21 protein-coding genes are annotated in these 21851 nt (G+C 60.4%); 9 read left to right on the top strand and 12 right to left on the bottom strand.

What is annotated here, in order from left to right; all coding sequences use genetic code 11:
* Positions 1-58: 58 nt before the first annotated feature.
* Complete coding sequence (gene csrA / locus F2S13_RS23105; RefSeq protein WP_166365187.1) at positions 59-253, bottom strand: carbon storage regulator CsrA; 195 nt, start codon at positions 251-253, stop codon at positions 59-61.
* A 460-nt stretch (positions 254-713) separates the two neighbouring features.
* Here csrA and F2S13_RS23100 point away from each other — a divergent pair, with 460 nt between their 5' ends.
* The 3 genes from F2S13_RS23100 to F2S13_RS23090 all read left to right on the top strand — a co-directional run bounded on the left by F2S13_RS23100 (position 714) and on the right by F2S13_RS23090 (position 6317).
* Positions 714-1340 (top strand): response regulator transcription factor, encoded by a 627-nt coding sequence (locus tag F2S13_RS23100; RefSeq protein WP_166365185.1) that lies wholly within the window; start codon positions 714-716, stop codon positions 1338-1340.
* 7 nt (positions 1341-1347) lie between these two features.
* The gene (locus F2S13_RS23095) at positions 1348-4983 is read left to right on the top strand and encodes a transporter substrate-binding domain-containing protein (RefSeq protein WP_343047595.1); all 3636 of its coding nucleotides are present in this window, start codon (positions 1348-1350) and stop codon (positions 4981-4983) included.
* 125 nt (positions 4984-5108) lie between these two features.
* Positions 5109-6317 (top strand): EAL domain-containing response regulator, encoded by a 1209-nt coding sequence (locus F2S13_RS23090; RefSeq protein ID WP_343047597.1) that lies wholly within the window; start codon positions 5109-5111, stop codon positions 6315-6317.
* Between the two features lie 3 nt (positions 6318-6320).
* On the opposite strand, the gene F2S13_RS23085 is transcribed toward F2S13_RS23090, so the two are convergent.
* The 5 genes from F2S13_RS23085 to F2S13_RS23065 form a co-directional block, all read right to left on the bottom strand.
* Entirely contained in the window at positions 6321-7343 is a 1023-nt protein-coding gene (locus F2S13_RS23085; protein ID WP_166365181.1) for a DNA topoisomerase IB, read from the bottom strand.
* 59 nt (positions 7344-7402) lie between these two features.
* Positions 7403-8485, bottom strand: a complete 1083-nt coding sequence (gene modC / locus F2S13_RS23080; RefSeq protein WP_166365179.1) for a molybdenum ABC transporter ATP-binding protein — start codon at positions 8483-8485, stop codon at positions 7403-7405.
* 3 nt (positions 8486-8488) lie between these two features.
* Complete coding sequence (gene modB, locus F2S13_RS23075) at positions 8489-9169, bottom strand: molybdate ABC transporter permease subunit (protein ID WP_166365177.1); 681 nt, start codon at positions 9167-9169, stop codon at positions 8489-8491.
* Positions 9169-9936, bottom strand: a complete 768-nt coding sequence (gene modA, locus F2S13_RS23070) for a molybdate ABC transporter substrate-binding protein (protein WP_166365175.1) — start codon at positions 9934-9936, stop codon at positions 9169-9171. Before modA ends, modB begins: the two co-directional genes overlap by 1 nt.
* Before the next feature lie 220 nt (positions 9937-10156).
* A complete protein-coding gene (locus F2S13_RS23065; protein ID WP_166365173.1) occupies positions 10157-11230 on the bottom strand; it encodes an NAD(P)H-dependent flavin oxidoreductase in 1074 nt (357 codons plus the stop codon).
* A 176-nt stretch (positions 11231-11406) separates the two neighbouring features.
* On the opposite strand from F2S13_RS23065, the gene acuI reads away from it, so the two are divergent.
* Positions 11407-12390: an acrylyl-CoA reductase (NADPH) gene (acuI, locus tag F2S13_RS23060; protein WP_166365171.1), complete on the top strand. Its 984-nt coding sequence runs from the start codon at positions 11407-11409 to the stop codon at positions 12388-12390.
* A 128-nt stretch (positions 12391-12518) separates the two neighbouring features.
* Here the strand turns inward: acuI and F2S13_RS23055 are convergent, their stop codons facing one another.
* Together F2S13_RS23055 and F2S13_RS23050 are read right to left on the bottom strand one after the other, a co-directional pair.
* Entirely contained in the window at positions 12519-12713 is a 195-nt protein-coding gene (locus F2S13_RS23055) for a hypothetical protein (RefSeq protein ID WP_166365169.1), read from the bottom strand.
* A 16-nt stretch (positions 12714-12729) separates the two neighbouring features.
* A complete protein-coding gene (locus F2S13_RS23050; protein WP_166365167.1) occupies positions 12730-13032 on the bottom strand; it encodes a DUF1883 domain-containing protein in 303 nt (100 codons plus the stop codon).
* Positions 13033-13188: 156 nt separating this feature from the next.
* Between F2S13_RS23050 and F2S13_RS23045 the strand changes: the two genes are divergently transcribed.
* The gene (locus F2S13_RS23045; protein ID WP_166365165.1) at positions 13189-13539 is read left to right on the top strand and encodes a hypothetical protein; all 351 of its coding nucleotides are present in this window, start codon (positions 13189-13191) and stop codon (positions 13537-13539) included.
* A 9-nt stretch (positions 13540-13548) separates the two neighbouring features.
* On the opposite strand, the gene F2S13_RS23040 is transcribed toward F2S13_RS23045, so the two are convergent.
* Positions 13549-13830 carry a hypothetical protein gene (locus F2S13_RS23040; protein WP_166365163.1) on the bottom strand — a complete coding sequence of 94 codons (282 nt, stop codon included), beginning with the start codon at positions 13828-13830 and terminating at the stop codon, positions 13549-13551.
* Positions 13831-14086: 256 nt separating this feature from the next.
* Here F2S13_RS23040 and galU point away from each other — a divergent pair, with 256 nt between their 5' ends.
* The 4 genes from galU to ahpF all read left to right on the top strand — a co-directional run bounded on the left by galU (position 14087) and on the right by ahpF (position 18854).
* Positions 14087-14926, top strand: a complete 840-nt coding sequence (gene galU, locus F2S13_RS23035; RefSeq protein ID WP_166365161.1) for a UTP--glucose-1-phosphate uridylyltransferase GalU — start codon at positions 14087-14089, stop codon at positions 14924-14926.
* Positions 14927-15026: 100 nt separating this feature from the next.
* Positions 15027-16382 carry a glutathione-disulfide reductase gene (gene gorA / locus F2S13_RS23030; RefSeq protein ID WP_166365159.1) on the top strand — a complete coding sequence of 452 codons (1356 nt, stop codon included), beginning with the start codon at positions 15027-15029 and terminating at the stop codon, positions 16380-16382.
* 261 nt (positions 16383-16643) lie between these two features.
* Positions 16644-17207, top strand: coding sequence for an alkyl hydroperoxide reductase subunit C (gene ahpC / locus F2S13_RS23025; protein ID WP_166365157.1), 564 nt, complete (start codon positions 16644-16646; stop codon positions 17205-17207).
* Between the two features lie 84 nt (positions 17208-17291).
* On the top strand, positions 17292-18854 hold the full coding sequence (gene ahpF, locus F2S13_RS23020; RefSeq protein WP_166365155.1) for an alkyl hydroperoxide reductase subunit F: 1563 nt from the start codon (positions 17292-17294) through the stop codon (positions 18852-18854).
* 163 nt (positions 18855-19017) lie between these two features.
* Here ahpF and gloA read toward each other — a convergent pair whose 3' ends face one another.
* The 3 genes from gloA to F2S13_RS23005 form a co-directional block, all read right to left on the bottom strand.
* Complete coding sequence (gene gloA / locus F2S13_RS23015; RefSeq protein WP_166365153.1) at positions 19018-19539, bottom strand: lactoylglutathione lyase; 522 nt, start codon at positions 19537-19539, stop codon at positions 19018-19020.
* A gap of 244 nt (positions 19540-19783) precedes the next feature.
* Positions 19784-20140 (bottom strand): histone-like nucleoid-structuring protein, MvaT/MvaU family, encoded by a 357-nt coding sequence (locus F2S13_RS23010; protein ID WP_166365151.1) that lies wholly within the window; start codon positions 20138-20140, stop codon positions 19784-19786.
* 391 nt (positions 20141-20531) lie between these two features.
* A complete protein-coding gene (locus F2S13_RS23005) occupies positions 20532-21821 on the bottom strand; it encodes a glycosyltransferase (RefSeq protein WP_166365149.1) in 1290 nt (429 codons plus the stop codon).
* Between the last annotated feature and the right edge of the window lie 30 nt (positions 21822-21851).

Below are 21851 nucleotides of genomic sequence, written 5' to 3'. Positions count from 1 at the left end.
ATCGCGCTCCCATGAAAGGAGCGCGTAGCTGAAGCCTGTTCTGTGCCCCTGTCGATAATTAAAGATTTTCACCTTTGTCCGGCGCCGGAGTCCCGGCCTGGATACGCTTGAAGATTTCTTCGCGATGGACCTGCACGTCTTTGGGCGCGTCGATACCGATCCGCACTTGCATACCTTTGACACCCAGGATGGTGATCTTGATGTCATCATTGATGACGATGCTTTCGCCAACCTTGCGGGTAAGTATCAGCATGATTGCTCCTTGATTGCCTGAAAAGCCCGTCCAGCTTCCCCTTTTTGCAGTGTAGTCGCAAAGGGCTGGGCGGTGCCGGGTGAATCCACCGGGTGCATCCACCTGTAACCATCATTAAAGACGCATCCTGGAATAATTAATTCCCGCTGGCATTAAATCGGGGTGAATACACACATTGCGGCGCTGCAGTTTGGCATGACGATGGCCCGGGGCAAAATTGTTCTTTGTCGAATCCTGCCTGCGGCCGAACCACGGCACGATTCCGTAAGAATCGTCCGATTCTGCCGGCATCACTGAATATCGGATTTTTCCGACGAAGTTTCGGAACGGTCCGGTATTGCCAAACGACCGGGTTACGAATAATGCGCGGTGCAGGTCGGTGGTGGCACTTTGCCTCGACCCCTGCTGTTGAACATATTTCGGCCCGGGCACTCAGTCGATGTGTCGCAGTGAGGTTCACATGTATAAAGCAATGATCGTTGATGACCATCCCTTCATTCGCGCCAGTGTCAGAATGCTGCTGCTTCAGGAGCGCTTCGAGGTCGTGGCCGAGGCTGACAACGGCGTGGATGCCCTGCGCCTGGCCCGCGAGTGCCTGCCGGACATCATCATACTGGACATCGCCATACCCCTGGTGGACGGACTGGGGGTGATCGAGCGCGTCAAGTCCTGGCCCCGGCCGACCAAGATCCTGGTCCTGACATCCCAGGCCCCCGAGTACTTTTCACTGCGCTGCATGAAGCTTGGCGCCTCGGGGTACGTGTCCAAGACCGATGATCTCAACGAGCTGAGCAAGGCGCTGATGGCGATCATGTCGGGGTACAGCTATTTCCCGGATGTGTCCATGAGTTCGGTGCGCCGTTCCGATTGCGAGGTCAGCGAGGCGCAGAGCATCGCGACCTTGACCGACCGTGAGCTCATGATTCTCCAGCAGCTGGCGCGGGGCCTGAGCAACAAGGCCATCGCTGAAGCCATGTTGTTGAGCAACAAGACCGTCAGTTCCTACAAGACGCGGCTGATCGAAAAGTTGCGGGTCCAGTCACTGGTAGACCTGGCAGACCTGGCCAGACGCAATGCGTTGATCTGACCCGATCGTGATCATCTCACCGAAAAGTCGCCGCTACGGGTGCCTGCTGCTTTGCCTCTTGCTGTGGGCAGCCCCGCTGCAGGCCGATGACGAGGCGCCGCTGCTGTTCGGCCGTTCTTCGCTGGAAAACCCCGAGCTGATTCTGGACGATGACGATCGTCAATGGTTGTGGGCTCGACGCAGCCTGCGTCTGGGCGTCAGCCTGCCGGATTACCCTCCCTTCGATATCACCGGCACAGGCCGTGAGTATGAAGGCATCAGCGCCGATTACATTGGCCTGGTCGCGCAATTGCTGAACCTGCAGATCGATGTTCGCCGGTTTTCCTCCAGGACTGCGGCGCTGGAAGCGCTGCGAACCGGAGAAATCGACCTGCTCGGCACCACCACGGAACTGGAAGCGACCCAGCACGAATTGGCGTTGTCGGTGCCCTACGCAGAAGATCGCCCACTGCTCGCAACGCGCAGCGACGACAGCTCGGCGCTCGACCCCGAGTTGGCCGGCAAGCGTCTGGCCATGCTCGATAATTACCTCGCGGTCAGCACCGTGCGCCAGATGTATCCGAACGCGGAGCTGGTGACCTTTGCTTCGACCCTCGGTGCGTTGGGCGCAGTCGCCTTCGGTCAGGCCGACCTGTACCTGGGCAATGCCCTGGGCGCGCATTACCTGACCAGTAAAAGTCAGTTCGACAATGTCCAGCTGGCGCAATTTGCACCACTTGCCATGAACCACTTCAGTTTTGCCGCGCAACCCCACAACCAGCGCTTGTTGAAACTGGTCAATGCTGCACTGGCGTCGATACCCGGGCATGAGCGCAAGAACATCCTTCGGCGCTGGAGTGTTGGCGGGGTCAGCATCCCCGTGCGTCAGCGCCTGCAATTGACGGCCGCCGAAGAACGCTGGCTGCAGCGCAATCGACGGGTCCGGGTGGTCATCGACGAACAATTCCTTCCGGTCAGTTACCGTGATGCCCAAGGACGCTTCCGCGGGATCAGTGCCGATGTCCTGGCCAAGATCGCCCTGCGCACGGGCCTCAGTTTCGAGGTGGTCAATGGGGGTTCCATCGAACAGATGATCCAGCAGGTCCAGCGAGGGGAGGTCGACCTGATGGCGGCCTTGCCCCCCAGCCAGGAGCGTCGCGAACAATTGAGTTTCACCCGGGCCTATTTGAGCAACAGCCTGGTACTGGTAACGGCTGATGTGCCGCAAAGCCCGGTCAGCCTGGAGCAAATGCAGGGCCAGACCCTGGCCTTGATCCATGGCAGCTACCTCAGCGATTTTCTGCGCGAGCGCTATCCGCAGGTCAAGGTGATCTTCGCGCGCAATTCCAGCGATGCCCTGGCGCTGGTGGCAGGCGGCAAGGCGACGGCGGCAGTGGTCAGCCTGATCGGCGGGCGCTACATGATTTCTCGCCAGTACCGTGGTCGCCTGCGCATTGGCGCGCCCTTGCCGGTGCAGCCGGCCAATTTTGCATTCGCCACCGATCGCGGTGCACACGAGCTGCTGTCGATCCTGAACAAGGCCTTGCTGAGCATTGTCCCGCAGGAAATGGACGAGCTGACCAATCGCTGGCGCAGTGAAGTGATCATTGCCGACAGCTATTGGCAGACCTATCGCTGGGTGATCCTTCAGGGCTTCGCCATCGCCAGCCTGCTATTGCTGGTCGCCCTGTTATGGATCCGCGCCTTGCGCCGACTGGTTCGCACGCGTGACAGGACGCAACGGGCCCTGACCGATCAGCTCGAGTTCATGCGGGTGATGATCGACGGCACCCCGCACCCGATCTATGTCCGTGACCGCGAGGGCTGCCTGCTCAACTGCAATTTGAGCTACCTGCAGGCGCTGGGCGTGGAGCGCGAGACGATGATCGGCCAGCCGCTGCCAGATGACGTGATGGGCGCAGAGCAGGCCCGGGCGTATCGCCAGGCCTATCAGGATGCGATGGAAAGGGGCGAGCCGGTGGTTGCCGACCGCGTGTTGACCCTGGCCAATGGCAAGCAGGTGACCATGTACCACTGGGTGCTGCCCTATCGCGGCAGCGATGGTGAAGTAGCGGGCCTTATCGCCGGCTGGATCGACATCTCCGAACGCCAGCGATTGTACGATGCATTGCAGGTAGCCAAGGATGAGGCCGAGGCCGCGAACCGGGCCAAAACCACTTTCCTGGCGACCATGAGCCACGAAATCCGCACCCCGATGAATGCCTTGCTGGGCATGCTCGAACTGGCTCTGCGCAAGGCTGAGCAGGGCATGCTCGACAAGCTGGCGATCGAGGTCGCCTCCGGCGCTGCACGCGGCCTGCTTGAACTGGTCGGGGATATTCTCGACATCACCCGCATCGAGTCCGGTCATCTGTCCCTGGCGCCCCAGCGCACGTTCTTGCGCAAGGAGGTGGAATCGACAGTGCGCCTGTTCGAGGGGCAGGCGCGGCACAAGCAACTGCGGTTGATCCTGGAAACCGGCCAGGAGCCCGATATCGAGGTGATGGTCGACCCGCTGCGATTCAAGCAGATTCTTTCGAACCTGATCAGCAACGCCATCAAGTTCACCCATGAAGGCGAAGTCCGGGTACGCCTGGCGTTCGATCTGCAGGCCGGGCAAGTTGTCGTGCAGTTGGCAGTGGAAGATACCGGGGTGGGCATTCCACCGGCCGATCTTTCGGCCATGGGCAGCCCGTTTCGCCAGGCCAGCAACAACCGGCAGTCGGCGCGCAGCGGAACGGGCCTGGGCCTGAGCATCAGCCGTACGTTGTGCGCCATGATGGGCGGGCAAATGACCCTCAGCAGTACGTTGGGAGCCGGTACCCAGGCGGATATCCGACTGCTCCTGCAGCATGTGCAGCCCAGCGAACCGGCCTGCCCGGAATTGGCGCTGCAACCCCAGAGTGCGGTCATGCCGCTGAACATTCTGGTCATCGACGACTACCCGGCCAACCGTCTGCTCTTGCACCAGCAACTGAGCTACCTGGGCCACCGGGTCACCCTGGCCGACGATGGCCATGATGGCCTGCGCGCCTGGCTGGGCGAGCACTTCAACGTGGTCATCACCGATTGCAACATGCCGGGCCTCAACGGCTATGCCCTGGCACGGGGGATCCGCGAGGATGAGCGACGCAAAAACAAATCGGCCTGCCTGCTGTTGGGCTCGACGGCCAACGCCCAGGTCGATGAGCGGCGCCGCTGCTTGCAGGCGGGAATGGACGACTGTCTGTTCAAGCCGGTGAACCTCACCGATCTGGCCACGCGTCTGCACAGCGTCAACCCGCGACCGGTGACAAGCGTGGTGGTTGAAGCGCCCTTGCGCGGTGACGGTTTCGACTTGTCGAGCCTGCGCCAATTGACGGGCGGCGACCTGGCCTCGGTCAAGACCCTGCTGCGCGATCTTCAGCAAAGTAATCACGATGACCTGCAGCGGCTTGCGCGTTTGCAGCATGACACGGACTTCGGTGGCCTGGCGGACCTGGTGCACAGGGTCAAGGGCGGCGCGCGCATCATCAAGGCCCGACACCTGCTGCGGGCCTGCGAACAGTTGGAAAACGCCTGCGCGCAGAGTTCGACAGGCGAACAGATCGACCCCTTGGCGGAAGCGTTGCGCCAGGCCATGCAGGACCTCGGCGAGAGCCTGGAGCGGTTTTGCCAGGATTGACGCCCCGAATTGCAGTCGCTGGATACGTTCATAGGATATTTCTGATGCAGGCGTGGGAAATCTCCAGGTTCAACGAGGCGGTCGGGATAGGAACATGACCGTTGGACTTTTTCGAGGGCTTGCAAGTGCCTGCCGATTCTTTAAGTGTATTGATAGTGGAAAACCATGCTTTTCAGCGCTCCATAGCGGTAAAAATGCTGGGTCAATTGGGCTGTCGGCAGGTGTTCGAATCGGCCTATGCCGCCGAGGCGCTTGTGCTGCTGCAGCAGATTGGTTCGGTCGACATCGTTGTCTGCGATTTGCGCATGGAGGGCATGGATGGCCTGGAGTTCATCCAGCGCGCGGCGCAGATGGCGCTGATCAAGCATGGCGTTGTCAGTTGCGGCCTGCACAGCGACTTGCGCCGGGGCGTGGTGCAGATGGTTACGTTGCTGGGCTTGAGTTTTCTCGGCGACGCCGGCAAACCCTTGCAAATCGAGACCCTGCGCCATCTGCTCGAGACGACCGGCCTGCCGGCGCCACTGCCCCAGGCCACCGTGCCGGAGCTGCACAGCGTGAACGAAAGCGACATTCGCCGGGGTATGGCCAACAAGGAGTTCTACGCATTCTATGTGCCGCGCTGCGACGTGCTCAGCGGCGCGATCAAAGGGGTCGATGTGGTGGCCCATTGGGATCACCCGTTGCAAGGGTTGCTTGCGCCGTCGCTGTTCATGCCGATGATCGAGCGCTGCGGCCTGCTCGACGAGATGCTCCTGGCCATGCTGGACCAGGGGCTGGAATTGCAACGCGAGTTGATGGGGCAGGGCATCGGCTTTCGTTTGACCTTTGCCTTGCATACCACGCAGTTGGCCAGTCGTTACCTGTCGCTGCGCATCAAGTCCCTGTTGCAGTTCTATCGTTCGGCAGGGATGGGCATCGGCTTCGAACTGACGCCGCATCAATTGTTCAAACCCTCGGCCATGGCGCTGGAAAGTCTGATTCGCTTGAGGTTGCTCGGTTGTGACCTGAGCCTTGGCGACTTCGGTGCCAACCACGCGTCCCTGCAGCAATTCTGTCAGTTGCCTTTCAACCATTTGAAAGTGGCCGGCCTGTTCATGGCCGACCTGGAAAGCCAGCCCCGAAGCCAGGCCGTGATCAAAAGCAGCCTGACGCTGGCCGGTGCCCTGGGCCTGGGGGTTACGGTGGCGGGTGTCGAAAGCGCCGCGCAACACCTGATTCTGCTGGATATGAAGTGTCCCCAGGGGCAGGGGCGTTACTTTGCACCGGCATTGTCGCGTGACGAACTTTCCCGTCGGCTCGCGGCGAGCCAAACGGTCCAGCGACTCGATGGCTGACGCTCAGGGCCCCAGTTGTTGCAGAAACATCGCCAGGGCCACCTCCTCGCGGCGCAGGCCCTTGCGCTGCCTCGGCCTGGGCAGGCTGGCGAGCTCGCCGAGGACGAAACGCTCCAGCACGGCGGGGTGAATGTAGCACTGTCGGCACACCGTCGGGGTATTGCCCAGTTGCCTGGCCACCTGCTTGATCATGCCGGTGATCTGCCGCCTCGCTTCGGGTTCCGGCTGCCATTGGAGTTCGCGCAGCATGGCCAGGGCCAGGGTACTGCCAGCCCAGGTGCGATAGTCCTTGGCGGTGAAGTCCGCACCGGTCAGCCGTTGCAGATAACTGTTGACGTCGCTGGAGCTGACGGTACGCCGTTCGCCGTTTTCGTCCAGGTACTGGAACAGGTCCTGGCCGGGCAGCTCCAGGCAACGTTTGAGGATGCGCGCCAGGCGCCTGTCCCTGACCGTGACCCGGTGCTCGACCCCGCTTTTGCCGCGAAAATGGAAACGCATGGCACTGCCTTCGACCGCCACATGGCGGTTGCGCAAAGTAGTCAGGCCGTAGGAGCGATTGTCGCGCGCGTATTGGCTGTTACCGACGCGGATCAAGGTGGTGTCGAGCAGGGAAATCACCAATGCCATGACCTTGTCCTGATCAAATCCCGGCCTGGAGAGGTGGTTGTCGACTTGCTGACGCACCTTGGGCAGCAGAAGGCCGAACTCGAGCATGCGCGAATATTTGTTTTCGTCGCGGATTTCGCGCCAGCGGGGGTGATAGCGGTATTGCTTGCGCCCTCGTGCATCGCGGCCGGTGGCTTGCAGATGGCCACGTGGATCGGCGCAGATCCATACGTCGGTATAGGCGGGCGGAATGGCCAGGGCATTGATTCGGCCGATCTCGTCCGGGTCCAGGATGCGTTGGCCGGACGGGTCGAAATAGACGAACTCACCCCGCAGTTTGCGGCGGCTGATACCTGGCTGGGTGTCGTCGACGTAGTGCAGGTCGGCTGGCAGGTGTTCAGGGGGCGTCGAGTCCGGCATGGCTGCGTTCTTCGGAGGGGGCCTGTGCTATGGACCGCGCCCGGGCGCAGAGGTGCGTGTCAGGCCAGCACCGCCACCGATTTGATCTGTGCCCACAGTGCCTGGCCGGGATGGACGCCGAGCTGGTCGCAGGAATAGCGCGTGATCCGCGCCAGCATCGGCGTGCCGTCGGCGTCGAGGCTGACCAGCACATGGGCGCTGTTGTCGGCCAGGCGCTGTCCGGTGACCCGCACGGGCAGGCGATTGAGGATGCTCGATTGGCTGTCGGCCGAAAGGCTCAGGCTGACATCGCGAGCCTGTATTTTGAAGCGCAGGCGGCTACCGATTGCCATCTGCGCGTGGGCGACGCGCACTTGCAGCTGGCTGTCCGGCAATTTCAGGCCGAGCAACTGGTAGGTCGGGTCAAAGCTGCAGACGCGACCTTCGACGATGACCCCGGCGTCGTCGCCCAGCGCCAGGGGCAGGTCCAGGCGCGCCAGGGTCTCGCCGATCAGGCCGCTGGCCTTGACCCGGCCTTGCTCGATCAGCACCAGGTAATCGGCCAGGCGCGCCACTTCGTCCTGGGAGTGACTGATGTACACCAGCGGAATCTCCAACTCGTCGTGCAGGCGCTCCAGGTAGGGCAGGATCTCGCTTTTGCGCTGGCTGTCGAGCGCCGCCAGGGGTTCATCGAGCAGCAACAATTGCGGGCTGGTCAACAAGGCCCGGGCGATGCCGACCCGCTGGCGTTCGCCGCCGGACAGGTTCAAGGGTTGGCGATCGAGCAAATGGCCGATGCCCAGCAGCTCGCATGCCTGGTCCAGGCGAACCTTGCGCTGGTTGCGCGGGATGCGTCGCCAGCCGAATTCCAGATTGCCGCGCACCGACAGGTGCTCGAACAGGCTGGCCTCCTGGAACACATAGCCGATCGGGCGCTTGTGCGGAGCGACGAAGAGCTTGCGGCTGCTGTCCTGCCAGACCTCGCCATTGACTTCGATATAGGCATTGCCGGCTTTTTCCAGACCGGCCAGACAACGCAGGCAGGACGTTTTGCCCGAGCCCGAAGGGCCGAACAGGGCACTGACGCCGCGCCCGGGCAGTTGCAGGTCGACGGCCAGGGAGAACGCCGGATAGTCCAGCTGCAGCCGGGCTTCAATGGTCACCGCTCAACTCCAGCCGGGCTTGCCCTGGCGGTTGGAATACAACGCCAGCAGCACAAGAAAGGAAAACACCAGCATGGCACCGGCCAGCCAGTGGGCTTGCATGTATTCCATGGCTTCGACGTGGTCGTAGATCTGTACGGAAACGACCCGGGTCTTGTCCGGGATATTGCCGCCGATCATCAACACCACGCCGAACTCGCCCACGGTATGGGCAAAGCCAAGGATACTGGCAGTGATGAAGCCCGGCCTGGCCTGGGGCAGCACCACCGAGAAAAAGCTGTCCCAGGGGCTGGCGCGCAACGTTGCCGCGACCTCCAGTGGTCGATTGCCGATGGCGGCGAAGGCATTTTGCAAGGGTTGCACGACAAAGGGCATCGAGTAGATCACCGAGCCGATGACCAGGCCGCTGAAGCTGAATACCACGGTGCCCAGGCCCAGGGCCTGGGTCGCCTGGCCAATGAAGCCGTGCGGGCCCAGGGTCAGCAGCAAGTAAAAACCGATCACGGTCGGTGGCAATACCAGCGGCAGCGCCACGACGGCGCCGATGGGCCCGCGCAGCCGCGAACGCGTACGCGCCAGCCACCAGGCGATGGGCGTGCCGACCAGCAACAGAATCAGCGTGGTCAGCGACGCCAGCTTGAACGTCAGCCAGATGGCCGATAGATCGGGATCACTCAGTGGCATCAAAGCTCATAGCCGTAGGATTTGATAATGGCAGTCGCTTTCGGCCCCTTGAGGTAGTCGACCAGGGCCTTGGCGGCCGGGTTGTCCTTGCCTTTGTCGAGGATGACCGCATCCTGCTTGATCGGGTCATGCAACTCGGCCGGGACGATCCAGGCAGAGCCGCTGGTGACCTTACCGTCCTTGTAGATCTGCGACAAGGCGACAAACCCCAATTCGGCATTGCCGGTGGACGCGAACTGGAATGTCTGGGTGATGTTCTGGCCTTCGACCAGCTTGGCTTTGGTCGCTTCGGTCAGCTTCAGCTTGTCCAGTACCTGGGTGGCGGCCAGCCCGTAGGGTGCGGCCTTGGGGTTGGCGATTGCCAGGTGTTGGTACTGGTTGTCCTTGAGCACCTGGCCCTTGGCATCGACGTAACCTTCCTTGGCGGACCAGAGGGCGAGGGTGCCGATGGCGTAGGTGAAGCGCGAACCCTTGACGGTATCGCCTTCGGCCTCGAGTTTTGCCGGCGTGGTGTCATCGGCAGCGAGGAAAACCTCGAATGGCGCGCCGTTCTTGATCTGGGTGTAGAACTGTCCGGTGGCCCCGAATGAACTGACCAGCTTATGACCGGTGTCCTGCTCGAAATCCTTGGCGATGGCCTGGATCGGCGCGGTGAAGTTCGCCGCAACGGCGACCTGGACTTCACCGGCCCAGGCGGTGCCCAGGTTCAGGGCGACGAGCAGGGCGCAGAGGCCTGTGGTTGCAAGGCGGGAGGCACGCATTTTCATTGGACAGCTCCGTTGGGGGGGTGGGAGAAACGCTATAAACACGAATATATAGCGATTTCCCGACAAACGGAAATCCAGGCGTGGGGGTCGGAATTGTCGGGGGGCCTTGCGGCCCCAGCGCAGCCTGGGGCAGCGGCAACAAATGTTCGGCATACCACGGTCGGCGTAGCCGCTGCCGCAGGCTGCGCTCGAGCGCGAAGCGGTCGCAAATTGGTCTGGATCAGCGCGAAAGCCTGGCCAATGCCTCGCTCGCCAGTTTGCGCGTCAGCTCCCCAGCCGGCAGCGCAACCCCCAGGCGCGGTGCCTGGCCCGACCAGAGGTTGCTGAAGTCACTGTTGCCCGCCGGCTCGCTGATCGCACGCAACGGCATCAACGCCCCGCCGGCCAACGGAAAGGCCGGCGCATCTGCGTTCATGGGCCCCAGTTCGCGCATGATCCGGGTATTGATGCCGCGCGCCGGGCGGCCGGTGAACAGGTTGGTCAGCGCCGTATCGCTTTCCTTGGCCGTGGCCAGCGCCTGGCGATAGGTTGGCGAAATCTTTGCTTCGGGGCAGAACAGGTAGGCGGTTCCCAATTGCACGGCCGCGGCACCCAGGGCAAAGGCTGCAACGATGCCGCGTGCATCGCCGATACCACCTGCGGCAATCACCGGGACCTTGACTGCATCGACGACCTGCGGGACCAGCGCCAGGGTGCCGACCTGGGTGCAGAGGGCGTCGCTCAGGAACATGCCGCGATGGCCGCCAGCCTCATAGCCCATGGCGATGATTGCATCGCAGCCGTGCTGTTCCAGCCAGATCGCTTCATCGACGGTCGTGGCACTGGAAAGCACCTTGGCGCCGCTGGCCTTGACCCGTGCGAGCAGTTGCGGTGCCGGCAGGCCGAAATGAAAACTCACGACGGCAGGACGGAATTCTTCGACCAGGGCAGAGGCGGCGTCATCGAAGGGCGCCCGGCTGGAGACCGGTGTCGGGGCATCGAAGTCGGCGCCCAGTTCCTGGTAATAGCCTTTGAGCGATTCCTTCCAGCGCGCTTCCCGTTGCGGATCGGCGGCAGGCGCCTGGTGACAGAAAAAATTCAGGTTCAAGGGGCCGCTGCTGGCCTGTTTGAAGGCCTGCAACTCCTGGCGGATCTTTTCATGGCTGATTGTGGCGCAGGGCAGGGAGCCCAGGCCGCCGGCATTGGAGACCGCAATGGCCATCTTCGAGTCGCTCGAGTTGGCCATGGGCGCCTGGATAATCGGCAGTTCTATGCCCAGCAGGTCAAGGATGCGGGTGTCGGGCCATTGGCTCATCGCGGTGCAGCTCCTGATTCGGTAGGATGCCTTGACATTAAAGACGGCGAGGCCGGAGCGCAATGATGCGTCCCTGTCGATTTCGCAACGGGATTCTTGCGAAGAATGGCGCGCAGAATGGCGGTGAGACTTTTTTCGAAAGATTCCAGACGAACGGTCCAACGGGGGAAAATGCAATGTTCAATGCAATCGTGATCGAAAAGGACGAGCAGGGCTATCGCGCGGGCGTGCAAGCGCTGGACGAACGCCAATTGCCTGCCGGCGATGTACTGATCAATGTCCAGTACAGCACCCTGAACTACAAGGACGGCCTGGCCATTACCGGCAAAAGTCCGGTGGTGCGCAGTTTTCCCATGGTGCCCGGCATTGACCTGGCAGGGACAGTCGAATCCAGTTCACATCCGGACTACAAGGCCGGCGATGCCGTGCTGCTCAATGGCTGGGGCGTCGGAGAGGGGCACTGGGGTGGGCTTGCGCAGAAGGCCCAGGTCAGTGGCGACTGGTTGATTGTCCAGCCCAAGGGGTTTACCGCTGCCCAGGCCATGGCCATCGGCACTGCCGGTTACACCGCGATGCTCTGCGTGCTGGCGCTGGAGCGTCATGGCATCACCCCAGACAAGGGTGATGTGCTGGTCACCGGAGCCAACGGTGGGGTCGGAAGCTTCGCCATCGCCTTGCTGTCCCGATTGGGCTATCGCGTCGTCGCTTCCACCGGCAGGCCATCGGAGCATGATTACCTCAGGCAACTGGGCGCCCATGAAATCATCGAGCGGGCAAGCCTGTCCGAGCCGGGCAAGCCCCTGGCCAGGGAGCGTTGGGCTGGGGCCGTCGATTCGGTCGGCAGCCATACCCTGGCCAACGTCTGTGCCGGCCTGCAGTACCATGGCGCGGTTGCAGCCTGCGGACTGGCCCAGGGCATGGATTTCCCCGGCTCGGTCGCGCCGTTCATCTTGCGTGGGGTCAGCCTGATCGGCATCGACAGCGTCAAGCGACCCAAGGCCGACCGTGTCGAGGCCTGGGAGCGACTTGCAACTGATCTGGATCGCGACCTGCTGGCTCTGATCAGTCAGGAGATCGGCTTGAGCGAGGCGGTCGATGCGGCGCAGCGGTTGATGGCTGGGACGATTCGCGGTCGACTGGTGGTGGACGTCAATCGCTGAGAACGATTGCGAGCGTTGCACGCTCGAGCGCAGCCTGCGGCAGCGGCTACAGGGTTCGGCGTAACTGGCCCGATGTAGCCGCTGCCGCCAGGCTGCGCTCAGGCGCACAGCGCCCGCAAAATGTCGACTTACAGCGCCTTGCTCACCTTGATATCGGTGATCTCATCGCTGCTCTCGCCATGAATCGCTTTGAGCGCCGCAGTGGCTTCCTCGACGGAGCCCGATTGCAACTGGGCAAAGTCAAAGCGGCGCTCGCCATTGAGCTTGTACTTGATCACAAATTTAGTGGTGCCGGTTGTCACAGAAATACCTGCCTGTTGCATGTCGTGGCGCCGGGCCTCAGCTGAATTTCGAAGCCGAGCGGCGGATGATTTTGATTTTATGCGTGAAGTTGGGCTTGCGTACCACGCTGCTGGGGCGGGTCCCGGCGGTATCGATGGTGATATTCCAGAATCCGGTGCTGGGCGCCGTGATCCTGGCCGGAAAAGTGTCGAAAGCGCCGCCGTGATAGGTGTGCCGGCCGCCATTCTTGAAGCTGCGGAAGTTGGCGTCGCTCATCAGGCGGATGTTGCAGCGCTGGGAACACTCGATGACGACAATGTCGTCTTCGTTGAGGTGTTCGCGCTGGTGTACGAATTTCATGTGACTCTCCGGAACGCTTTTTCTGGCAAATCAAAACGATAGCACGAGGCAGGGGCTGATGGTCCTGAATCCTGCGCCGGTATGATAAATCTGCCAGGGCAGGGAGCAAAATGGACTTTGCGCGGTCAAAGCTTTTTTACCCGGAGTATTTCGTTGATGAGATGGGCTTTGATAGCGTTGGCAGTGGCGCTGACCGGTTGTGCGTCAGTTGAAGAGATTGAGCAGAGTCCGGAAACCATGAGCGTCATTTCCGGCAAGAACCCGGATGCCTACGCCAAATGCGTGGTGGAGAAACTTGCTGATAGCCGCGGTCCATCGCTGATCGAACCCTATAAGGACGGCTTTCGCGTTGTCGTGCCGCAGAAATTCTCCGCGGACCCTGCCGCCCTGGTCGATATCACCGATCGTGGCAAAGGTAGCGCCATCAAGGTGCACGAGCGCCTGTCGAACAACCCGCTGCGCCCGGGTGACGTTCGCGAAGCCGCTACCGAGTGCATTTCCGGCTGATCGCCGGGGTCATTTACAGTCCACGATCAAGCTGCGACTGGTGTAGTTGCCGATTTCCTTGCCAAGGGTCTTTTCGCTTTCCTCGAGGGCGGGCGTGCCATTGGTGCCGATGATCCTGTACCCGTGCTGCGGACATGAGGCTTCGGCTTTCTTGTAGCATTGTTCCCAGGACATGGTGGCGCCGGAGCAGTCTATGCTCAGCCCTTCCTTGCCACTTTTCAGGACAGTCGGTGATGCAGTTGCGCAGCCGGTCAGGGCCAGTACAGTGAAAAGTGCCAGCAGTTTGCTCATGGACGCAACTTCAGTAAGAGAGGGGGAAGGCGTTGCCGGATCCTTCTATGCCATAGATTACCTTGCCTTGGGAATGGACGCGGCCGACAATTTGAAGATGCACGCCGATGAGTGCAATATTAATGAATTTACGGAACTAACCGCGGCATAAAATCTCTATGATGGCGTCAGCGCATCATGGTGGGCATTGTAAGGTGACCGCCGCCTGATTAGACTGCGCCGAAACTCGTACGTACAGCCCTTGTTAAGGACTCATATGATCAAGAAATGCTTGTTCCCAGCAGCCGGTTACGGCACTCGTTTCCTCCCAGCGACCAAGGCCATGCCCAAGGAAATGTTGCCGGTAGTGAACAAGCCACTGATCCAGTACGGCGTTGAAGAAGCACTGGACGCTGGCTTGACAGAAATCTCCATCGTCACGGGTCGTGGCAAGCGTGCCCTGGAAGACCACTTCGACATCAGCTACGAGTTGGAAAACCAGATCAAGGGCACCGACAAGGAAAAGTACCTGGTCGGCATCCGCAAACTGCTCGACGAGTGCTCGTTCTCCTACACCCGTCAGACTGAAATGAAGGGCCTGGGCCATGCAATCCTGACTGGCCGCCCACTGATCGGTGACGAACCGTTCGCGGTAGTGCTGGCGGACGACCTGTGCGTCAACCTGGAAGGCGACGGTGTGTTGACCCAGATGGTCAAACTGTACAAACAGTACCGTTGCACCATCGTGGCGATCCAGGAAGTCGACCCGCAGGAAACCAACAAATATGGTGTGATCGCCGGCGATCTGATCGGTGATGACCTGTATCGCGTACGCAACATGGTCGAGAAGCCAAAACCTGAAGATGCCCCGTCCAACCTGGCAATCATCGGTCGTTACATCCTGACCCCGGATATCTTCAAGTTGATCGAGGATACCGAGCCGGGCAAAGGCGGCGAAATCCAGATCACTGACGCCCTGATGAAGCAGGCGCAGGACGGTTGTGTGATTGCCTACAAGTTCAAAGGCAAGCGCTTCGACTGCGGTGGTGCCGAAGGCTACATCGAGGCGACCAACTTCTGCTTCGAAAACTTCTACAAGACTGGCAAGGCCTACTGATTTCGATCGGCGCGTTGTCACGAAAGCCACCTTCGGGTGGCTTTTTTGTTTACTGCCAGGCATCCGGCGGTATGCTGTTGGACTGCCAAGGAGACTTAATATGGCCTACGATTTCGATCTGTTTGTAATTGGTGCCGGTTCCGGTGGTGTTCGGGCCGCGCGATTCGCCGCCGGTTTCGGCGCCAAGGTAGCGATAGCCGAGAGCCGTTACCTGGGTGGTACATGCGTCAATGTCGGCTGCGTACCGAAGAAGCTGTTCGTCTATGGTGCCCATTTCGGTGACGACTTCGAGCAGGCCGAGGGTTATGGCTGGTCGCTGGAAAAGGCCGATTTCGACTGGAAAACCCTGATCGCCAACAAGAACCGCGAGATCGAGCGCCTCAACGGCATCTATCGCAACCTGTTGGTCAACAGTGGCGTCGAGCTGTTCGAGGGGCATGCACGCCTGGTCGACCCGAACAGGGTCGAAATCAACGGGCAGCAGTACAGCGCCAAACATATCCTGGTCGCCACCGGTGGCTGGCCGCAGATCCCGGATATTCCAGGTCGTGAGCATGCCATCAGCTCCAATGAAGCGTTCTTCCTGGAAACCTTGCCCAAGCGCGTGCTGGTGGTGGGCGGCGGTTATATCGCGGTGGAGTTCGCCGGGATTTTCCAGGGCCTGGGTGCCGAGACTTCATTGCTCTATCGCGGCGAACTGTTCCTGCGTGGCTTCGATGGCGGTGTGCGCCAGCACCTCAAGGACGAGTTGACCCGACGTGGCCTGGACCTGCAATTCAACGCCGATATCGCGCGCATCGACAAGCAGGCCGACGGCAGCCTCAAGGCAACACTCAAGGATGGTCGCCAGCTGGAAGCCGACTGTGTGTTCTACGCCACCGGACGACGCCCGATGCTGGACAACCTTGGTCTGGAGAACACCGGGGTCAAGCTCGATGAGCGTGGTTTTATCCAGGTCGATGAGCAATATCAGAGCAGTGAACCTTCGATCCTGGCCATCGGCGATGTGATCGGCAAGGTTCAGCTGACACCCGTGGCCACGGCCGAAGGTATGGCAGTGGCGCGCCGTCTGTTCAAGCCCGAGCAATATCGCCCGGTGGATTACCGGCACATCCCGACAGCGGTGTTCAGCCAGCCACCGATTGGCACCGTCGGCCTGACCGAAGAAGAGGCACGGGAGGCCGGGCATTCGGTACGGATTTTCGAAAGCCGTTTCCGCGCCCTGAAACTCACCATGACCGAGAATCAGGAGCGCACCCTGATGAAGCTGGTGGTCGATGCCGAGACCGACAAGGTGCTGGGCTGCCATATGGTCGGGCCGGATGCCGGCGAGATCGTCCAGGGCCTGGCCATCGCGCTCAAGGCAGGGGCGACCAAGCAGCTGTTCGACGAAACCATTGGCGTGCACCCGACGGCGGCGGAAGAGTTCGTGACCTTGCGTACGCCGGTGGCTTGACCACCGCGGGCCTTTGGAGTTGGTCCCTGTGGGAGCTGGCTTGCCAGCGATGGAATCACTGCGGTGTCCCTGATACACCGCGTCGTCTGCATCGCTGGCAAGCCAGCTCCCACAGAGGTTGCGCAACATCGTTTTCTTCTATAAACCAAATTTCTAATAGCAAAACCCAATCAGCAACATCAGCTTTCCCAATGAGCGTTTCAGGCTCTCGCTCGATAGGATTCTCCCATCAGATTTTCAACCCCTGAAGGAGAGTCACCGATGCCTATCATCAACAGCCAAATCAAGCCATTCAACGCCACCGCTTACCACAACGGCGAGTTCGTTGGGGTTTCCGATGCCGACCTGAAAGGCAAATGGTCTGTCGTATTCTTCTACCCAGCCGACTTCACCTTCGTTTGCCCAACCGAACTGGGTGACCTGGCTGACAATTACGCCGAATTCCAGAAGCTGGGTGTGGAGATCTACGGTGTGTCGACCGATACCCACTTCACCCACAAAGCCTGGCACGACACGTCGGACACCATCGGCAAGATCCGCTACCCGCTGATCGGCGATCCGACCCACACCATTTCCAGAAACTTCGACGTGCTGATCGAGTCGGCTGGCATCGCTGACCGTGGCACCTTCGTGATCAACCCGGAAGGCCAGATCAAGATCGTCGAACTCAACGACGGCGGCGTAGGCCGTGACGCTTCCGAGCTGCTGCGCAAGATCAAGGCGGCTCAGTACGTTGCCGCTCACCCGGGTGAAGTCTGCCCGGCCAAGTGGAAAGAAGGCGAGGCGACCCTGGCGCCGTCCCTGGATCTGGTCGGCAAGATCTGATCCAGCGCCAGCCCGATAAACACGCCCGGGCAATCGTTGCCCGGGCGTTGTTGTTTTCACCGTCTGAAAAAGGAAATCGCCCGTATGTTGGACGCCAATCTTAAAGCCCAGTTGAAGTCGTACCTGGAACGGGTCACGCAACCGATCGAGATCGTCGCCTCCCTTGACGACGGCGCGAAATCCCGGGAAATGCTCGACCTGCTGCGTGAAATCGCCAGCCTGTCAAACCACATTACCCTGCACGATGACGGTACCGATGTGCGCAAGCCATCGTTCTCGTTGAATCGCCCGGGCGCGGATATCAGCCTGCGTTTTGCCGGTATCCCCATGGGCCACGAATTCACCTCGCTGGTGCTGGCACTGCTGCAAGTCGGTGGTCACCCGTCCAGGGCCAGTGTGGAAGTGATCGAGCAGATCACCTCGCTCAAGGGCGAGTTCAACTTTGAAACCTATTTCTCGCTGTCCTGCCAGAACTGCCCGGACGTGGTCCAGGCACTGAACCTGATGGCGGTGCTCAATCCGAACGTCCGTCACGTTGCCATCGATGGTGCGCTGTTCCAGCAGGAAGTCACTGATCGACAGGTCATGGCGGTACCGAGTGTCTACCTCAATGGTCGGAATTTCGGTCAGGGCCGCATGGGCCTGGAAGAGATACTCGGCAAGATCGACAGCAGCGCAGCCGAGCGCCAGGCTGAGAAGCTCAACGGCAAAGAGGCCTTCGACGTGCTGGTGGTCGGCGGTGGCCCGGCAGGTTCTGCTGCGGCCATTTACGCGGCACGCAAAGGCATTCGTACCGGTGTTGCAGCCGAGCGCTTCGGTGGTCAGGTACTCGACACCATGGCCATCGAGAACTTCATCTCGGTTCGCGAAACCGAAGGGCCGAAACTGGCTGTGGCCCTGGAAGAGCACGTCAAGCAATACGACGTGGACATCATGAACCTGCAGCGTGCCGATAAGTTGATTCCCGGCAAGGATGGCGCGCTACATGAAGTTCATTTCTCCAGCGGTGCATCACTCAAGGCTAAAACCGTGATCCTGGCCACTGGTGCGCGCTGGCGCGAAATGAACGTGCCCGGCGAGAAAGAGTATCGCAACCGTGGTGTTGCCTATTGCCCGCATTGCGATGGCCCATTGTTCAAGGGTAAACGCGTGGCGGTGATTGGTGGTGGCAACTCCGGGGTGGAAGCTGCGATCGACCTGGCCGGCATCGTCGCCCATGTGACCCTGCTCGAGTTCGATGGCCAGTTGCGTGCCGACGCCGTCTTGCAGCGCAAGTTGCACAGTTTGGCCAACGTGACCGTCATCACCAGTGCCCAGACCACCGAAGTAGTGGGAGACGGCCAGAAAGTCAGTGGGCTGCGTTACAGGGATCGCCATAGCGAAGAAGTTCGCGATATCGAACTGCAAGGCATCTTTGTACAGATAGGCCTGCTGCCCAACACCGACTGGCTCAAAGGCACGATCGAATTGTCGCCGCGTGGCGAGATAGTGGTCGACTCGCGGGGTGAAACCAACTTGCCGGGCATATTTGCAGCCGGTGATGTGACCACTGTGCCATACAAGCAGATTGTCATAGCAGTGGGTGAGGGCGCCAAGGCTTCGTTGGCGGCGTTTGATCACTTGATTCGGACTTCGGCGCCGGTGTGATGGGCTGCTGAAACGAAAAAAACCCATGACTTGTCATGGGTTTTTTTGTGTTCAATACCGGCCCCATCGCTGGCAAGCCAGCTCCCACAGGGGATCTCCACAAATTCAGCGTCGACCTCTGTGGGAGCGGGCTTGCCAGCGATAAGGCGCGCAGGGCCTTCAGTCAGAGCGGCGTCGGCTGAATGATCTCGACCCAGTAATCATCCGGGTCCTTGAGGAACGCCAGGCTCTTCATGCGGCCATCGTTCAGGCGTTTCTGGAACGGCACGCCCAGGCTCTCGAAGCGCTCGCAGGCCGCGTGGATATCCGGTACCGACAGGCAGATGTGGCCAAAGCCGCGCGGGTCGGCGTTGCCGTTATGGTAAGCGAATGCAGGATCCTTCTCGGTGCCGTGGTTGTGCGTCAGTTCGAGGATGCCTGGAATGGATTTCATCCACTGGGTGCGTTGGGCGGCATCGGCGGGGATCTGCGCCTTGTCCACCAGGGCGAGGAAGTACAGGCTGAACTCCGCTTCCGGGAAGTCACGCTTTTCCACCAGGCTGAAACCCAGTACGCGGGTATAGAAATCCAGCGAGCGGGTAATGTCTTTTACACGCAACATGGTGTGGTTGAACACGAAACCCTGGGTTGCGCTGTCTGGCTGGGCAGTAACGCCGGGGAAAGTATTGAGATCTTGCAGGCTCATGGGGGCTCCAGAGTAGATGAGCGAAGCGCGTTCGAAGGGCCGGGTCGTTCAGGCCTTGAAGGCGTCAGCGGTCTTGTCGGGAGGCAATGATACGGAACTGAAGCGTTTGAGCAAACCGCTTGCGGACCGATCGGCGCTTTGCGGCAGAAAATAGAAGCCCGCCGAAGCGGGCATTGGGGCGCTAATCCTTTAGCAGATTCCATCCTGTAAGAGCGAGCGTGAAAAAAATGTGAAACGGCTCAGCTCAGTGGCGCAACCAGGAATCGACGGTCTGGGCGCCGTATTGTTGCTTCCACGCCTTGAGCCCACGATGGTTGCCACCCTTGGTCTGGATCTGTTCCCCGGTGTGCGGGTTTACATAGACCTTGACCACGCGCGCGCGGCGTTGCTTAGGGGCGGCGGCCGACGTTTTGGCCTTGCCCGGATCAAGGATGGCGATGATGTCGCGCAGGTTCTTGTCGTAGGTTTTCATCAACCCCTGGAGCTTTTCTTCGAACTCGATTTCCTTTTTCAGACCGGCGTCATTCTTCAAGGCGTCGAGCTGGGCAAGTTGCTCTTTAAGGGCTTTCTCTGCAGCGCGAAACTCGGCGAGTCTGGACAATTTTATTTCTCCTTTAGTGTGCAATGGCCATTCAGGACGCGAAATACTCCGAGCAGGTGGCTGAGGTGGATTGAGCACTTCGGATAAGCCAAACGACTGCTCGTTTGAATGGTTCGCGCTGTACCGCTATTTATGAGTGTAGTAGTTCCAGGGGCAAGGGTAAACACTGACTTGGCGAGTTTCTCAAAGCCGACGGGCGAGCAACGAAAGAGCCAGCCTCGTATAACGTGCGTAATGTGTGAAAAATCTTAAGTTTGGATGTAAGTTGGCAGTTAGAATAAATTAGATTGTAAGTAGGAACTTTCCGATAGGCTGCAGCTATATTTCCTAAGTGTTAGGCGTTAAGTGATATTTTTCAGGGGGATCGAACCCGATCCCGCAGGTCCGCCGATCAGACCGAGCGGTTCTTGGCTTCGATCCACTGGGCCATGTATTGAGTGCTCTTGTGATGGTGGTGGCGCAGCATGAGACCGGTGAAGTTGGCCTGGCGATGTTGCGCGAGCTGTTCATGGCATTGGCGGATGCGCCGGGTCAATGCGGCGGCATGGGTGTTCACGTCATAGCGCGCCGCCATCAACTGGTTGCCTCTTGTCTGGGCTTCGGTCCACAGGGCCTGGTCCTGGTAGAGGCGTACAGCGGCATCGGCCAGGTCATGGGCGCTGCTGGCAATGGTGCCGGGCCAGGGCAGCGCGCCATGCATGGCTTCGGCCCCGATCGGGGTGGTGACGCTGGGCGTACCACAGAGCATGGCATCGGTAAGCTTGCCCTTGATACCGGCGCCGAAACGCAATGGGGCCAGGAGGATGCGTGCGTCAGACATCACTTCCAGGGCGTCTTCGGCCCAGTTCATGATGTGGAAGCCCTGGGCAGCGTTATGCAGTGCGGCGGCCTTGGGCGGGGTATAGGCACCGTAGATGTGGATGCGGGCCTGGGGCAACTGTCGCCGAATCATCGGCCAGAGGGTGTTCTTGAGCCACAGCACGGCATCCCAGTTCGGCGCATGGCGAAAATTGCCGATGCTGAGAAAATGTGCGCGCTGGGCGAAAGGCGTGAACGGCTCGCGGGGCTTGTCGAGCATCAGCGGGCACCAGTGCAACAGGGCTGATGGGACGCGGAACTGTTCGGTCAACAGGTCGATTTCAACATCGGAAATGATCAGGCTCAGGTCACTGCGGTAGATGGCCGCGAGTTCGCGCTGGGTAATGTCGGCCGTGGCCATATGACCGTACAGGCTGGCGTTGTCCGCGGCGAACAGGTCGCTGAAGTCGTTGTCATCATCAATGGCCTTCAGGCGCTCCTTGAGCAGCTGCTGGCGGGCATCGCGCAGGCTTTGCAGGTCGGACGTCTCGAGCACCCGCACGGCATTCGGGCAGTGCTTTTCTACGCGCCAGCCGAACTGCTCCTCCATCATGAAACGATCGAACAGGACGATATCCGGTGCCAGTTCGCTGACGAAGGTGTCGAAACTGCTGTTATTGAGTTCGATACTGCGCTCGGCGATGCCCAGGCTGGCCAGGTCGGCCTTGTGTTCCCCCTCGCTGGCCGGACTGCTGAATGTGACGTGCCAGCCCTCTGCAAGAAAACTCTCGAGCAATTGCATCATGTGCCCACCGGCGGCCGAGGAGCGAGGCTCGGGCCAGACATAGCCGATGACGAGCACTTTGAGCGCGAGTTGCTGCATGTTCGAGGGTCCTGAAGCGTAAAAGGCCGG

This window comes from Pseudomonas akapageensis (assembly GCF_011355085.1).
GTDB classification, from domain to species: domain Bacteria; phylum Pseudomonadota; class Gammaproteobacteria; order Pseudomonadales; family Pseudomonadaceae; genus Aquipseudomonas; species Aquipseudomonas akapageensis.
This window is presented reverse-complemented; position numbering and strand designations above follow the sequence as displayed.